At 67.7% G+C, this 14,759-nt stretch carries 16 protein-coding genes; 11 read left to right on the top strand and 5 right to left on the bottom strand.

The annotated features are described in order from the left end of the window. Positions 1–226 precede the first annotated feature (226 nt). The 3 genes from VQ042_RS13830 (at position 227) to VQ042_RS13820 (ending at position 2,781) form a co-directional block, all read left to right on the top strand. Positions 227–1,192, top strand: coding sequence for a J domain-containing protein (locus VQ042_RS13830; RefSeq protein ID WP_331820205.1), 966 nt, complete (start codon positions 227–229; stop codon positions 1,190–1,192). A gap of 133 nt (positions 1,193–1,325) precedes the next feature. Further along, positions 1,326–2,150 (top strand): enoyl-ACP reductase FabI, encoded by an 825-nt coding sequence (fabI, locus tag VQ042_RS13825; RefSeq protein ID WP_331820203.1) that lies wholly within the window; start codon positions 1,326–1,328, stop codon positions 2,148–2,150. Between the two features lie 37 nt (positions 2,151–2,187). After that, entirely contained in the window at positions 2,188–2,781 is a 594-nt protein-coding gene (locus VQ042_RS13820) for a histidine phosphatase family protein (RefSeq protein WP_331820201.1), read from the top strand. Between the two features lie 5 nt (positions 2,782–2,786). Here VQ042_RS13820 and VQ042_RS13815 read toward each other — a convergent pair whose 3' ends face one another. Then, the gene (locus VQ042_RS13815; RefSeq protein ID WP_331820199.1) at positions 2,787–3,035 is read right to left on the bottom strand and encodes a DUF1344 domain-containing protein; all 249 of its coding nucleotides are present in this window, start codon (positions 3,033–3,035) and stop codon (positions 2,787–2,789) included. 220 nt (positions 3,036–3,255) lie between these two features. Here VQ042_RS13815 and aroC point away from each other — a divergent pair, with 220 nt between their 5' ends. The 4 genes from aroC to dxs all read left to right on the top strand — a co-directional run bounded on the left by aroC (position 3,256) and on the right by dxs (position 7,772). Beyond that, positions 3,256–4,350 carry a chorismate synthase gene (aroC, locus tag VQ042_RS13810; RefSeq protein ID WP_331820197.1) on the top strand — a complete coding sequence of 365 codons (1,095 nt, stop codon included), beginning with the start codon at positions 3,256–3,258 and terminating at the stop codon, positions 4,348–4,350. Positions 4,351–4,444: 94 nt separating this feature from the next. Next, the gene (locus VQ042_RS13805; protein ID WP_331820195.1) at positions 4,445–5,371 is read left to right on the top strand and encodes a histone deacetylase family protein; all 927 of its coding nucleotides are present in this window, start codon (positions 4,445–4,447) and stop codon (positions 5,369–5,371) included. A gap of 55 nt (positions 5,372–5,426) precedes the next feature. Next, positions 5,427–5,699 (top strand): exodeoxyribonuclease VII small subunit, encoded by a 273-nt coding sequence (locus tag VQ042_RS13800; RefSeq protein ID WP_331820193.1) that lies wholly within the window; start codon positions 5,427–5,429, stop codon positions 5,697–5,699. Between the two features lie 156 nt (positions 5,700–5,855). Then, entirely contained in the window at positions 5,856–7,772 is a 1,917-nt protein-coding gene (dxs, locus tag VQ042_RS13795) for a 1-deoxy-D-xylulose-5-phosphate synthase (RefSeq protein ID WP_331820191.1), read from the top strand. A gap of 30 nt (positions 7,773–7,802) precedes the next feature. Here the strand turns inward: dxs and VQ042_RS13790 are convergent, their stop codons facing one another. Both VQ042_RS13790 and VQ042_RS13785 read right to left on the bottom strand, forming a co-directional pair. After that, positions 7,803–8,066: a BrnA antitoxin family protein gene (locus VQ042_RS13790; RefSeq protein WP_331820189.1), complete on the bottom strand. Its 264-nt coding sequence runs from the start codon at positions 8,064–8,066 to the stop codon at positions 7,803–7,805. Further along, a complete protein-coding gene (locus VQ042_RS13785; RefSeq protein WP_331820187.1) occupies positions 8,063–8,320 on the bottom strand; it encodes a BrnT family toxin in 258 nt (85 codons plus the stop codon). The genes VQ042_RS13790 and VQ042_RS13785 overlap by 4 nt, the downstream gene beginning before the upstream one ends. Before the next feature lie 145 nt (positions 8,321–8,465). On the opposite strand from VQ042_RS13785, the gene VQ042_RS13780 reads away from it, so the two are divergent. From VQ042_RS13780 to VQ042_RS13770, 3 genes are all read left to right on the top strand, one after another. Then, positions 8,466–9,230, top strand: coding sequence for a TlyA family RNA methyltransferase (locus tag VQ042_RS13780; RefSeq protein ID WP_331820185.1), 765 nt, complete (start codon positions 8,466–8,468; stop codon positions 9,228–9,230). Next, positions 9,227–10,453: a class I SAM-dependent RNA methyltransferase gene (locus VQ042_RS13775; protein WP_331820183.1), complete on the top strand. Its 1,227-nt coding sequence runs from the start codon at positions 9,227–9,229 to the stop codon at positions 10,451–10,453. Before VQ042_RS13780 ends, VQ042_RS13775 begins: the two co-directional genes overlap by 4 nt. A 64-nt stretch (positions 10,454–10,517) precedes the next feature. Then, entirely contained in the window at positions 10,518–11,153 is a 636-nt protein-coding gene (locus tag VQ042_RS13770) for a DedA family protein (protein ID WP_331820181.1), read from the top strand. Positions 11,154–11,190: 37 nt separating this feature from the next. On the opposite strand, the gene VQ042_RS13765 is transcribed toward VQ042_RS13770, so the two are convergent. Both VQ042_RS13765 and VQ042_RS13760 read right to left on the bottom strand, forming a co-directional pair. Further along, complete coding sequence (locus VQ042_RS13765) at positions 11,191–11,931, bottom strand: crotonase/enoyl-CoA hydratase family protein (protein WP_331820179.1); 741 nt, start codon at positions 11,929–11,931, stop codon at positions 11,191–11,193. Positions 11,932–11,940: 9 nt separating this feature from the next. Continuing rightward, on the bottom strand, positions 11,941–13,737 hold the full coding sequence (locus VQ042_RS13760) for an acyl-CoA dehydrogenase (RefSeq protein WP_331820177.1): 1,797 nt from the start codon (positions 13,735–13,737) through the stop codon (positions 11,941–11,943). Between the two features lie 150 nt (positions 13,738–13,887). On the opposite strand from VQ042_RS13760, the gene VQ042_RS13755 reads away from it, so the two are divergent. Further along, a complete protein-coding gene (locus VQ042_RS13755) occupies positions 13,888–14,730 on the top strand; it encodes a fumarylacetoacetate hydrolase family protein (RefSeq protein ID WP_331820175.1) in 843 nt (280 codons plus the stop codon). Positions 14,731–14,759: the final 29 nt, after the last annotated feature.

Genomic DNA, 14,759 nt, shown 5'->3' with positions numbered 1-14,759 from the left:
ATGATCTCTGGCGCGCTGTCGGCGATATCTGCGCCCTCTTCACATCCGACGAATGCTGGAATTATTTCAAAGCTGCAGGCTGCGTTGCAGATTAATCGCCCGACGCTCTAGTCCGTTCCACGCTCTCGACCCTTAAATTCTCCGACGGCACCCACCATATGGGCACATGGCGCGGCCTGGCCGTGCACATTCGCCAAGCCATCACTCGTGAAGGACCGATTGCGTCATGCGCGACCCCTACGCCGTCCTCGGCGTTGCCAAGAATGCGAGCGAGAAGGACATCAAGTCCGCCTTCCGCAAGCTCGCCAAGCAGTATCATCCGGACGCCAATGCGAGCGACCCCGGCGCTGCGACGCGTTTCAACGAGGCCAATCAGGCCTACGAGATACTCGGTGACAAGGATAAGCGCGCGCAGTTCGACCGCGGCGAGATCGACGCCGACGGCAAGCAGAAGTTCCAGGGCTTCGGCGGCGGCGGCAGCCCCTTCGGTGCCGGCGGCTTCGGCGGCGGGCGGGGTCAGAGGCCGGGCGGCTTCGACTTCCGCTCCACCGGCGGCCCCGAGGATCTCGGCGGCGACGGCCTTTTCGCCGACTTCTTCGAGCAGGCCTTCGCCGGCGCGGCCGGCGGCCGGCGGCCCGGCGCATCGGGCTTCACGGCCGCCCGCAATGCCAGCGCCAAGGGCGAGGACATCACCGCCAATCTGAAGGTGAAGCTCGCCGACGTGGTCTCCGGCGCCAAGGTCGAGGCGATATTCCCGACCGGCAAGCGGCTGGCGATCCGGCTGCCGGAGGGCGTCGAGGACGGCCAGACGATCCGGCTGAAGGGCCAGGGGCAGCCGGCCCCGGTGCCCGGCGGCAAGCCCGGCGACGCGCTGGTCACGATCCAGTTCGTGGCGCATCCGCGCTTTCGCATCGACGACCGCGATCTGGTCCACGACCTGCCCGTCCCGCTGAAGACCGCCGTCCTCGGCGGCAAGGTCGAGGTCGAGACCTTGGACGGTCGGATCGCCCTCAGCATCCCGGCCTGGACGAATTCCGGCAAGACCTTCCGCCTGCGGGGCAAGGGCCTGACCACCAAGGCCGGCGGCCGCGGCGACCTCCTCGCCTCGGTCCGCATCATGCTGCCCGAGGGCGACGCGGATCTGGCCGCCCTGTTCGAGAAGCAGGCCGAGCGCGAGAACGCCGTCGGCTGATCGGCCACGGTGGTAGGGCAAACGACGATCCCGGCGGGGCGGCCCGGCAAGCGTGCTTGAAGGCCTGCCGGGGCTATGCCATACCCGCCGCCGCCAAAGCATTGTTTGCACGCAGTCTTAAGGGAGTCGCGCCATGGCCGAATCGACGGGTCTGATGACCGGCAAGCGCGGCCTCGTGATGGGTGTCGCGAACAACCGGTCGATCGCCTGGGGCATCGCCAAGGCCGCCCGCCAGGCCGGCGCAGAACTGGCCTTCACCTATCAGGGCGACGCGCTGCGCAAGCGCGTGGAGCCGCTCGCCAGGGAACTGGACGCGCTGGTCGTCGGCCATTGCGACGTCGGCGATGCCGCCACCATCGACGCCTGCTTCAAGACCATCGAGGACAAGTGGGGCAAGCTCGACTTCCTCGTCCACGCGATCGGCTACTCCGACAAGGACGAGCTGACGGGCCGTTATGTCGACACGACCGAGGCGAATTTCGCCAAGACCATGCAGATCTCGGTCTATTCCTTCACGGCGGTCGCCCAGCGCGCCGAGAAGCTGATGACCGATGGTGGCTCGATGCTGACCATGTCCTATTACGGCGCCGAGAAGGTGATGCCGAACTACAACGTCATGGGCGTTGCCAAGGCCGCGCTGGAAGCGAGCGTCCAGTATCTGGCGGTCGATCTCGGCCCGAAGAACATCCGGGTGAACGCCATCTCGGCCGGTCCGATCAAGACGCTGGCCGCCTCCGGCATCGGCGATTTCCGCTACATTCTCAAATGGAACGAGTACAACGCGCCGCTGCGCCGGACCGTGACCATCGACGAGGTCGGCGATGTGGGGCTCTATTTCCTCTCGGACCTGTCGCGCGCCGTCACCGGCGAGATCCACCACGCCGATTCCGGCTACCATGTGGTCGGCATGAAGGCCGTCGACGCTCCCGACATCTCGGTGGTCAAGGACCTGCCGTAGCCCGGTCGATCTCCTTGCCAGAACGGCGGACGCCGCGATGATCCCCACCGAGCTCTATCTCTGCCGCCACGGCCAGACCGACTGGAACGCGGAAGGCCGCCTGCAGGGCCAGGAAGACATTCCGCTCAACGAGCTCGGTCGCGAGCAGGCCCGGCGCAACGGCCTGTGCCTGCGCAACCTGCTGGGCGCCGGTGCGCCCGGTTTCAGCTTCGTCTCGAGCTCGCTCGGCCGCGCCACCGAGACGATGCGGATCATCCGCCGCGAACTGGACCTCGATCCCGAGGATTTCGCCACCGATCCGAGCCTCGTCGAACTGCATTTCGGCGACTGGCAGGGCTCGACGCTGGACGAGATCCGCCGGACGGACGAGACCGGTCCGGCCACCCGCAAGGCCGACAAGTGGAATTTCGTCCCGCCCGGCGAGAAGGCCGAGTCCTACGCCATGCTGGCCGAGCGGGTGCGTCCCGTCTTCGAGCACCTGTCCCGGCCGACCATCATGACCGCCCATGGCGGCGTGTCGCGCTGCGTGCTGCGGATGTACGGGGGATTCGACGACCGGGCGGCCGCCCGCGGCGACATCGCGCAGGACCGGATCCTGCATTGGCTCGACGGCGGGCTGACCTGGGTCTGAGACGCTCAGCCGGCGTCGACGATGCGTAAGGTTTCGGCCTCGCCGAAGATCAGCACGACGTCCATGCCGGGGGTGACGACGTCGTAGTCGAAATACTCCGGAAGACGGTAGGTGACGCCGTCGCTGAGCCGCAACTGGGCGCGCTCGCGGTCGATCGTCTCGATGGTACCGTCGACCTCTTCCGCCATGGCCGGGATCGTCATCGCCACGGTGAGAAAGGACGTTGCGAAGAATGCGAGAATCTGTCTGCTCACTGTATGGTCCTTCAACATGCGCCGCGAACGGCGTCGTCGTTCGCGGCATCCTCGCAGCCCCTCCCCGGAGGCTTGTGACACTTGCGAACCTTGGCCCCGAATGTGTCAATTCTCGTGCGTGGAAATTACAAATTGTATCGATCCGTCGCATTTGACGAGGTTGGTTAAGCTAACGTAAGCGGGGCCGCCCCCAGGCCCCTTCTCCTTCCGGCGGAAATCCATGTCCCACAACAGCTTCGGTCATCTCTTTCGCGTCACGACCTGGGGCGAGAGCCACGGGATCGCGATCGGCTGCGTGGTGGACGGAACCCCGCCGGGAACCCGCCTTTCCGAAGCCGGAATCCAGGCCTTCCTGGACAAGCGGCGGCCCGGCCAGTCGCGCTATACGACCCAGCGACAGGAGCCCGACCAGGTGCGCGTCCTGTCCGGCGTGATGCCAGGCGACGGCGAGGGCGAGCTCGTCGCCACCGGTACCCCGATCGCGCTGGAAATCCAGAATGTCGACCAACGGTCGAAGGATTATTCCGACATCGCCCGGCGCTACCGGCCGGGCCATGCCGACATCACCTACGACATGAAATACGGCGTGCGGGACTATCGCGGCGGCGGTCGCTCCTCGGCCCGCGAGACCGCCACGCGGGTGGCCGCCGGCGCCATCGCCCGGCAGATCGTCCCCGGCCTGTCGGTGCGGGCCGCTCTGGTGCAGATCGGCGACATCGCCATCGATCGCAGCCGCTGGGACTGGGACGAGGTCGGCCGCAACCCGTTCTTCTGCCCGGACCCCGCGACCGCCGAGCGCTGGGCGTCCTATCTCGACGATATCCGCAAGCGCGGCTCGTCGGTGGGCGCCATCGTGGAAGTCGTGGCCGAGGGCGTGCCCGGTGGCCTGGGCGCGCCGATCTACGGCAAGCTCGACAGCGACATCGCCGCCAATCTCATGTCCATCAACGCCGTGAAGGGCGTCGAGATCGGCGACGGCTTTGCGGCAGCGAGCCTGTCGGGCGAGGAGAATGCCGACGAGATCCGCATCGGTCCCGACGGCACGCCGCAATTCCTGACCAACCATGCCGGCGGCGTTCTGGGTGGAATCTCCACCGGCCAGCCCGTGGTGGCGCGCTTCGCGGTCAAGCCGACCTCGTCGATCCTCACCCCCACCCGGTCGATCGACGCCGACGGCCAGGAGGTCGACGTGATGACCAAAGGCCGCCACGATCCCTGCGTGGGCATCCGCGCCGTGCCGATCGGCGAGGCCATGGTCGCCTGCGCCGTGGCCGACCACTACCTGCGCCACCGGGGCCAGACAGGGCGCGTCTGACCGCCCCGCCCGCGCCGGTTGCCCCACCCGGACAGGCGTGCTGGCCGGGGAAACAAATCGTTGAACCCCTCCCGAAGGACGCTACAGTCGCCCCATGCGGACACGTCTCTACCACCATCCCATCTTCGCCGAACATCTGACGGGCGCCGGCCATCCGGAGCGCCCCGAGCGGATGGGGGCCGTCGCGGCCGCGCTCGAGGCGGAAGCCTTCCAGCATCTCGACCGGGCCGAAGCCCCAGAGGGATCGCTCGAGGCGATCTATCGCTGCCATCCGGAGGATTACGTCCGCAAGGTCGCGACGACGATCCCCGACGAGGGCCTGAAGCGGGTCGACAACGACACGGTCGTCAGTCCCAAGAGCTTCACCGCGGCGCTGCACGGGGTCGGCGCGGCAACGGCCGCGGTCGACGGCGTGATCTCGGGCGATTGCGACAACGCCTTCGTCGCCGCGCGGCCACCCGGCCACCATGCCGAGCGCAAGACCGCCATGGGCTTCTGCCTGTTCAACAATGCCGCCATCGCCGCCCGCCATGCCCAGTCGGCGCATGGACTTGGGCGCGTCGCCATCATCGACTGGGACGTCCATCACGGCAACGGCACGCAGGACATCTTCTGGTCGGACCCGTCGGTCATGTACTGCTCGACCCACCAGATGCCGCTCTATCCCGGCACGGGCGCCCGGGACGAGACAGGTAACGGCAACATCGTCAATGCGCCGCTGTCGGCCGGCGATGGCAGCGACGCCTTCAGGGACGCCTTCCGGTCCCGGATCATGCCGGCGCTGAACGACTTCCATCCCGACCTCGTGATCATCTCGGCCGGCTTCGACGCCCATCACCGCGATCCGCTGGCCAATCTGATGCTGACCGAAGCCGACTTCGACTGGGCCACGGCGGAACTGATGGAGATTGCCGACCGCACCTGCGAGGGCCGGCTTGTGAGCCTCCTCGAAGGCGGCTACGACCTGCACGCCTTGGCGGTCTCCACGACCGCCCACGTCAAGCGGCTGATGACCGGCTGACGGCATCATCCGGCCGGCGACGGCCCCTACCCGAAACACCAGACAGACGGACGCCATGCCTGACCTCGACGAATCCCCGTTCCCGACCGACGATTCCGACATTTCGGGCATGAGCTTCGAGAATGCGCTCGCCGCACTGGAACGGATCGTCTCGGACCTGGAACGCGGCGATGTGCCGCTCGACCGGTCGATCCGTATCTACGAGCGCGGCGAGAAGCTGAAGAACCATTGCGACCGGCTGCTCTCCGCCGCAGAGGACAAGGTCGAGAAGATCAAGCTGAACCGGGCCGGCAAGCCCGTCGGCACGGAGCCTCTCGATCCCGATTGAGGCGGCGCGCTCCTCCCCCAGGCAACCGGATGTTTCCGCCGGCCGTTGTGCAGGCGTGTTTGTGCCAACGGGTTGAACCCGGCGGCTTGGAACCGATGTAAAGTGTCACGCGCGCCAACGGCGCGCGCATCTGACAGGCAGTGAGAGGTCCAGCCAGTGTCTTCGAAGTCGCCAACGCCACTGCTCGACCAGATCGCCTCCCCCGCCGACCTGCGCAATCTGAAGGAAAACAAGCTGCGGCAGGTTGCGGACGAGTTGCGCACCGACCTGATCGACGCGGTCTCCAAGACCGGCGGTCATCTGGGCGCCGGGCTCGGCGTCGTCGAACTGACCGTGGCGATCCATCACGTCTTCAACACGCCCGACGACCGGCTGATCTGGGACGTCGGCCACCAGGCCTATCCCCACAAGCTGCTGACCGGTCGCCGCGACGGCATGCGCACCGTGCGCCAGGAAGGCGGCCTGTCGGGCTTCGCCAAGCGCACCGAGAGCGAATACGACCCGTTCGGCGCCGGCCACTCCTCGACCTCGATCTCCGCCGGCCTCGGCATGGCCGTGGCGCGCGACCTGTCGGGCGGGCGCAACAACGTCATCGCCGTCATCGGCGACGGCGCGATGAGCGCCGGCATGGCCTATGAGGCGATGAACAATGCCGGCGCGCTGGACGCGCGGCTGATCGTCATCCTCAACGACAACGACATGTCGATCGCTCCGCCCACCGGCGCCATGAGCGCCTATCTGGCACGCCTCGTCTCCGGCAAGACCTATCGCAGCCTGCGCGACCAGGCGAAATCGATCAGCCAGCATCTGCCCGGCTTCTTTCGCGAGGGCGCGCGGCGGACCGAGGAATATACCCGCGGCTTCTTCACCGGCGGGACGATGTTCGAGGAGCTCGGCTTCTATTACGTCGGGCCGATCGACGGCCACGATCTCGACCATCTGCTGCCGGTGCTCAAGAATGTCCGCGACGCCAAGACGGGGCCGATCCTCGTTCATGTCGTCACCAAGAAGGGCAAGGGCTACGGTCCCGCCGAGGATTCCGCCGACAAGTATCACGGCGTATCGAAATTCGACGTCATCACCGGCGCCCAGGCCAAGTCCAAGGGCAATGCGCCGAGCTATACCGGCGTCTTTGCTGACAGCCTGATCCGGGAAGCCCGGGAGGACGAGCGCATCGTCGCCGTCAACGCCGCCATGCCGAACGGCACCGGCCTCGACAAGTTCGGCGAGATCTTTCCTGCGCGCACCTTCGACGTCGGCATCGCCGAGCAGCATGCCGTCACCTTCTGCGCCGGTCTCGCCAGCGAGGGCTACAAGCCCTTCGCGGCGATCTATTCGACCTTCCTGCAGCGCGCCTACGACCAGATCGTCCACGACGTGGCGATCCAGAAGCTGCCGGTGCGCTTCGCCATCGACCGGGCCGGCTATGTCGGCGCCGACGGTCCGACCCATGCCGGATCCTTCGACACCGGCTTCCTCTGCCCGCTGCCCGGCATGGTGGTGATGGCCGCGGCGGACGAAGCGGAGCTGCGCCACATGGTCCGCACCGCCGCCGCCTATGACGACGGCCCCATCTCCTTCCGCTATCCGCGCGGCAACGGCACCGGCGTCGACATGCCGGAGCGTGGCGAGATCCTGGAGATCGGCAAGGGCCGCATCGTCCGGGAAGGCACCAAGGTCGCCATCCTCTCCTTCGGCACGCGCCTCGCCGACGCCGTCGCGGCGGCCGAGGAACTGGAAACCTTCGGCCTGTCGACCACGGTCGCCGACGCCCGCTTCGCCAAGCCCCTGGACACCGAGCTGATCGGCCGCCTGGCGCGCAGCCACGAGGTGCTGATCACCGTCGAGGAAGGCGCCAGCGGCGGCTTCGCCGCCCAGGTGCTGGAGCATCTGGCGATCCGGGGTCTCCTGGACAACGGCCTCAAGATCCGGCCGCTGATCATGCCCGACCGCTTCCTCGACCACGCCGCGCCGGATGCGATGATCCGCCAGGCAGCCCTCGACAAGCAGGGCATCGTCGATGCCGTCTTTCGGGCGCTCGGTACCGAAGCGAGCCGCGTCCTGCAGGCGTAGGCGAGCATCCAACCGCCCCCTGCCTGGCGATCAGCGACCGTTCTTCAGGGTCCGCGCATAGCTTTCCAGAACCGCGTTCATCCGGGTCTGGTATCCCTTGCCCTCGGCCTTGAACGCCTCGAGCACCGATTTCTTGACCCGCAGGGTGACCGGCTGGGTCAGGTTCGGCTCGACGAGCACGGCATTCTCCCAAAACGCATCGTCGAGCTCAGGGATATCGCTTGTGCCGATGGCGTCGTCGGGCAGTTCGGCCAGATCAGCGGGTGAGATTTCTGTTTCGTAACGCTTCTTCATAGCGGTCCCGTTCTCTGCGCTTGGCGGGGCGCGCGGAAATGATGCGGGTTACCCCGGCGCGATCGGTGTGGACGACGACAATGATGAGCACGCCGTCGATCCGTCCGATACTGACCTGCCGAACCCTCATCATAGTCGCCTCGGTCCTCGATCACCGACAGGACCGGCCCCTGAAATATCTGGATTGCCGTGGTGAAGCTCACCCCGTGCTTGCCGATATTCGCTTGGTTCTTGGCTTCGTCCCATTCGAACATCGCTCACCCAAGTTAGTACATTTTGTACATACAATCCAATGCAACCATGGATCACCCGCCCACAAAGACTGCGCGATCACGCAGATGCGCGCCAGCGGGGCCGAACGTGCTTGCCATTTGCCGCCGCTGGTCGCATGACCTGCCCATGGCCTCCACCGAAGAACAGCATCTGTCGCGCGTCCGGCTCGACGTCCTCGTCAGCGACCGCGGTCTCGCCGCCAGCCGCGCCCGTGCGCGCGACGCGATCATGCGCGGTCACGTCAAGGTCGACGGGCAGACCGTGACCAAGCCGAGCCTCAACGTGCCGCCCGAAAGCGAGATCACGCTGGACGATCCGGCCGCCGACTACGTCTCGCGCGCCGGTCTCAAGCTGGAGAGCGCCCTCGACCAGTTCGCCATCCAGGTGGACGGGCGCACGGCGGTCGATCTCGGCGCCTCGACCGGCGGCTTCACCGAGGCGCTGCTGCGCCGCGGCGCGGCCCATGTGGTCGCCATCGATGTCGGCCATGGCCAGATGCATCCGCGCATCTCGGCCGATCCGCGCGTCACCGCCATCGAAGGCCTGAATGCCCGCGACCTGACCCGCGAGGACATTGGCGGCCGCAGCTTCGACCTGCTGGTGGCCGATGTCAGCTTCATCACGCTCCGCCTGGCCCTGCCGCCGGCGCTCGAACTGGCCGAGCCCGGAACGCCCGGCGTCTTCCTGGTCAAGCCGCAATTCGAGGCCGGCCGCGAGGCGATCGCCAAGAACGGCCTGCTGCGTGATCCCGACAGCGCTCCGCAGGTCGCCGAGGCGCTTCGCGACTGGCTTGCCGCCCAGCCCGGCTGGCAGGTGAAGGGGCTGGTACCCTCCCCGATCCCCGGCGGCGACGGCAACCACGAATTCCTGCTGATCGCCGAAAAGCCATGAGCGTGCAGCTGACCATCGACCGGCTCGGCGCCCAGGGCGACGGCGTCGCCGACATGCCGTCCGGGCCGGCCTTCGTGCCGTTCACGCTGCCGGGCGAAACGGTGGAAGCCGCTGAAGACGGTCGTCGTTTCCGGCTTGCGACCATCCTCACCCCGTCGCCGCAGCGCCAGGCGCCGCCCTGCCCGCATTTCGGCACCTGCGGCGGCTGCGACCTGCAGCATGCCGACGACGCACTCTACACGGCGTTCAAGCGCGACGTTGTGGTCGAGGCCCTGGCGCGGGCCGGTCTGGAGACCGAGATCGCCCCGCTGGTCACCTGCCCGCCGGCCTCGCGGCGCCGCGTGGCGCTGACGGCAGTGCGGGCCGGCAACCGTGTCCTCCTCGGCTACAACGCCGCCCATTCCAACAGCATCGTGCCGATCGAGGTCTGCCCCATCGCCCTGCCGGCGATCCAGCGCGCGCTCGCGCCGCTGCAGCGCCTGGCCACCCTGCTGGTCGACCGCAAGCAGCCGCTCAAGCTGGCCGTGACCATGACCGATACCGGCCTCGACATCGCCGTCACCGGCGCAGCCAAGCTGGCGGAAGGCAAGCGCCAGGACGCGATCGCGCTGGCGCTCGGCGAAGGCTTCGCGCGGCTGACGGTCGGCGAGGAGATCCTCGTCATGACGCGGCCGCCCTCGGTCGGCTTCGACGGCATCACCGTGGAACTGCCGCCCGGCGCCTTCATCCAGGCGGTGGCCGAGGCCGAAGCGGCGATGGCCGCGCTCGTCACCCGGCATCTCGCCGGTGCCCGGCATGTCGCCGACCTCTTCGCCGGCTGCGGTACCTTCGCCCTGCGGCTGGCCGCGGAGGCGCGCGTCCACGCGGTCGAGACCGAGGCCGGGCCGCTCGCGGCGTTGACGGCGGCCTGGCGCACGCGCCCCGGCCTGAAGCCGCTGACCACCGAACGCCGCGACCTCTATCGCCGCCCGATCCCGGCCAAGGAACTGAAATCCTACGACGGCCTCGTCTTCGATCCGCCCCGGGCCGGCGCCGAGACCGTCTCGCAGGAAATCGCCGCCTCGAAGATCTCCCGCGTTGCAGCCGTGTCGTGCAATCCGGTCACGCTGGCGCGGGACCTGCGGATACTCGTCGATGGCGGGTTCCGGCTGGTCCAGGTCGCCCCGATCGACCAGTTCCTGTGGTCGCGGCATGTCGAGGCGGTGGCGCTGCTGGAGCGCTGACCGGCCCTCCGTCGGCCAACGCCCGGCCCTTTGCTTCTTTCGGCCGAGTGGTTAAGCCCCTGCCATGAACGGATACCTCTCCCAGTACGGCTACGGCTTCCTGTTCGTCGTGGTGCTGTTCGAATCGACCGGCATCCCACTGCCGGGCGAGAGCATCCTGGTGGCATCGGGCATGCTGGCGGGCGAAGGCACGCTGAACATCTGGCTGGTGCTGCTGGCCGCCTTTTCCGGTTCGATCGTCGGCGACAATCTCGGCTATCTGGTCGGCCGACGCTACGGCCGGAAGATCGTCGTGCGCTGGGGCTCGCATTTCGGCCTCGGCGAGAAGCGCTTCGCCATGGTCGAGGACCGGTTCAAGAATTACGGCTTCGCTGTCGTCCTCGTCGCGCGCTTCGTCATCATCCTGCGCCAGCTGAACGGCTTTGTCGCCGGCACCATGCGCATGAGCTGGCCGATCTTCCTGTTCTACAACGTCATCAGCGCCGCGCTGTGGACGGCCGCCTACGGCGCCGGCGCCTACCTCTTCGGCTCGGCCTTCCGTCACGTCTTCGAGGGCTACTCCACCTGGCCCCTCTACGTGGTGGCGGGACTGATCTGCCTCGTCGGCGTCATCGGCACCTACAAGTTCCTGTTTGCCGAAGACAGCGAGCCGGACGCGGACGACGCCGCCGGCGATCCACCGGTCCGCAGCGAGTCCTGAAGGCTCTGGCTCAGGCGCCCCGCCGGATGGCGTCCGTTCAGCGGGCCATGAAGGCGGTGAAGGCGGCGCGCGCCTCGTCCGAGGTCAGCCGCTCGGAGAAATGCTCGATCTCGAGCTCGATCCGCTCGACGACGTCCTTGCGGTCGCCGCGCAGGAGCTGCCGGGCGATCGCCACCGCCCTGGGCGGCTTCTGCGCCAGGCGCTGTGCCGCCTCCAGCGCGACCGCCTCCACGTCGTACTCGACCACCTTGTAGACGAAGCCCGCCTCGCGGGCGGCTTCGGCATCGAACGTTTCGCCCAGGGCCAGCAGCGCGAAGGCCCGCTGGTCGCCCATGATGCGCGGCCCGATCAGGCTGGAGCCCGCCTCCGGCGTCAGGCCGAGATCGATGAAGGGCGTGCGGAACACCGAACGGGACGAGGCATAGGTCAGGTCGCAATGCATCAGCAGCGTCGTGCCGATGCCGATCGCCAGCCCGTCGACCGCCGCGATCATCGGCTTCGTCCCGCAGGCGATCGCCGTCAGGAAGTCGTGGATCTCGGTGCGCTGCAGGCCGCCCTCGGCCAGGGTCAGGAAGTCCTTGATGTCGTTGCCGGCAGAAAAGGCGCCGGGCACGCCGCCGATCAGGATCACCCGCACCGCGTCGTCGTCCGCAGCCGCCTGAAGCGTCGTGGTGATCGTCCGGTACATGTCGAGCGTGATGGCGTTCTTCTTTTCCGGCCGGTTCATCCGGATGGTGAGGACGCCCTTGTCGGTCGAGGTCTGGATCAGGTCGGTCATGGCGCAGTCCTATTGCAGGATCGAATGGGCGGCAGACAGGCTGGCGGCTCCGCCGATCACCTGTCGCTTCAGGGCGCCAGTCTCCGGCAGGAGGTTCTCGGCCATGAAGCGGGCGAGATGGGCGCGCTCGGTGCGGGTGGTATCCGCCAGCGCCGCCTTGGCGAGATAGACCGCTCCGGCCGTCAGGCCGAACAGCCGCAGATATGGCGTCGCGCCGGCCAGCGCGGTGTCCATGTCCTTGCCGGCCAGGGCGTTCGCCAGGAAGTCCGTCGTCTCGCGCAGATCGGCGAGCGCGGCGGCCAGCGCGTCGCCGGTCTGCCCGAAGGCCGCCTCGTTCTGGCCACGCACGGCCTCGACCGTCTCGTCCAGCTCGGCGAAATAGTGGCGCACCGTGTCGCCGCTCGACTGGCCGATCTTGCGCGCGACGAGGTCGATCGCCTGGATGCCGTTCGTGCCCTCGTAGATCGGCGCGATGCGCGCGTCGCGCAGCAGCCTTGCCGCGCCGGTCTCCTCCACGAAGCCCATGCCGCCATGCACCTGGATGCCCAGCGACGCGACCTCGACACCCACATCGGTGGAAAAGGCCTTGGCGATCGGCGTCAGCAGGTTGGCGCGCTCCTTCCACCCGGCCGCCGCCTCGGCGTCGCCCCGATGCGCCTTGGCCATGTCGGTCGCATGGCCGCAGGCATAGGTGATGGCCCGCACCGCGCCGGTCAGCGCCTTCATGGTCAAGAGCATGCGGGCGACGTCCGGATGGTCGACGATGGCGCTCATCTGGCCACCGGCTACCGGGTTCTTCGCCAGCCGCGTCGCGCGGCCCTGCCGGCGCTCGCGGGCATAGTCGAGGGCCTTCTGGAACGCCGCCTCGGCAACGCCGATGCCCTGCACGCCGACCAGCAGCCGGGCGTTGTTCATCATCGTGAACATGCAGGCGAGACCGCGATTCTCCTCGCCGATCAGATAGCCGACCGCGCCGGCCTCCTGGCCGTCGACGCTGCCGTCGCCATAGATCATCGTACAGGTGGGCGAGCCGTGGATGCCGAGCTTGTGCTCGACCGAATGACACAGCACGTCGTTGCGCCGCCCGAGCGAGCCGTCCGCCTCCACGAGGAATTTCGGCACGAGGAAGAGCGAGAGGCCCTTCACCCCGGCCGGTGCGTCGGGCAGCCGCGCCAGGACGAGATGGACGATGTTGTCGGTGAAATCGTGCTCGCCATAGGTGATGTAGATCTTCTGTCCGAAGATCCGGTAGGTGCCGTCCCCGGCCCGCTCGGCCTTGGTCTTCAGCGCCGACAGGTCGGAGCCCGCCTGCGGCTCGGTGAGGTTCATCGTCCCCATCCAGGCGCCGGTGACGAGCTTTTCCAGATAGGTCGCCTTGAGCGCGTCCGAGCCGTGGGCCTCCACCGCCTCGACCGCGCCGACGGTCAGCGTCGGGCCGATGGCGAAGCCCATCGAGGCGGAGTTCCACATCTCGAAGACGGCAGCCGACAGCGAGGTCGGCAGGCCCTGGCCACCGAATTCCTCCGGGCCGGTCAAGGCGTTCCAGCCGCCGGCCGACCAGCTCTCGTAGAGGGCCTTCCAGCCGGTCGGCGTCGTTACGACGCCGTCCTTGACGGAGGTGCCTTCCCGGTCGCCGACATCGGCCAGCGGCGCGATCTCGTCGCTGGCGAAGCGTCCGGCCTCTTCGAGCACGGCGTCCAGGAGATCCGGCGTCAGCTCGCCGAGCAGGCCCTTCTCCATGGCCGCCTCCAAGCCGGCGACCTTCTTCAGCGCGAAGGCGATGTCATCGACAGGTGCCTTGTACATGGTAAACCTCTTCATGCCCGGTACCGGGCGCCGTCGCGCCGGGGCTCACAGCCTACGTCGCAATAACTCTTACGTAATCGTCAATCAACCGGGACGGAACCGAAAGCCCACAGCAACCATTTCATTTGCATAGCCTGAAGGGAGATTTGCATGCGGTTCGTACGGTTTGGTGACCGCGGCTCCGAGAAGCCCGGTCTGCTCGATGACGACGGCCGCATTCGCGATCTCTCAGAACATCTGTCCTCCCAGACGAACGATTACCTGGATCCCGACCGTCTCGCCGCGGCAGTCCGGCTCGATCCTGCTTCGCTGCCACTCGTGGCGGAAGGCGTGCGCCTGTGCAAGCCCGTCCGGCGCATCGGCAAGATCGTCGGCGTCGGCCCCAATTACCACGACGCCGCCGCCCAGGCCGGCTTCAAGGTCAATCCCGAGCCGACCCTGTTCCTCAAGGCCGCAACGGCGGCCTGCGGCCCGACCGACCGGATCGAGCTGCCGAAGCTGGCGAGCCGGGTCGACTGGGGCGTGGAACTGGCCGTGGTGATCGGCCGCACGGCAAAATATCTCAGCGTCGAGGAATCCATGCGCCATGTCGCCGGCTTCACCCTCGCCAACGACATCACCGAGCGCAGCTTCCAGCTGCAGCGTGGCGGCCAGTGGTCGAAGGGCAAGTCCCACGACACCTTCGCGCCCCTTGGTCCGTGGCTGGTGACGCCGGACGCGATCGGAGACCACGACGCCATCGATCTGTGGCTCGACGTCAACGGCGAGCGCCAGCAGAGCGCCAGCACGGCTGCGATGATCTTCAAGGTGCCCTATCTGGTTTCCTACATCTCCCGCTTTATGCGGCTGGAGCCGGGCGACGTCATCATGACCGGCACGCCGGGCGGCGTCGGCCTGTCCTTCGATCCGCCGCGGTTCCTCAAGGCGGGCGATCGCGTCACCCTCGGCGGTACCGGGCTCGGCAGCCAGTCCTCGCTCTGCATCGCGCTGTAGCGCGCTTGGCTTCAATCCCGGCTATGAGG

Source organism: Aurantimonas sp. A2-1-M11, from assembly GCF_036549475.1.
Lineage (GTDB): Bacteria > Pseudomonadota > Alphaproteobacteria > Rhizobiales > Rhizobiaceae > Aurantimonas.
The sequence above is the reverse complement of the archived record's forward strand: the minus strand, read 5'-3'. Positions and strand labels throughout refer to the sequence as shown.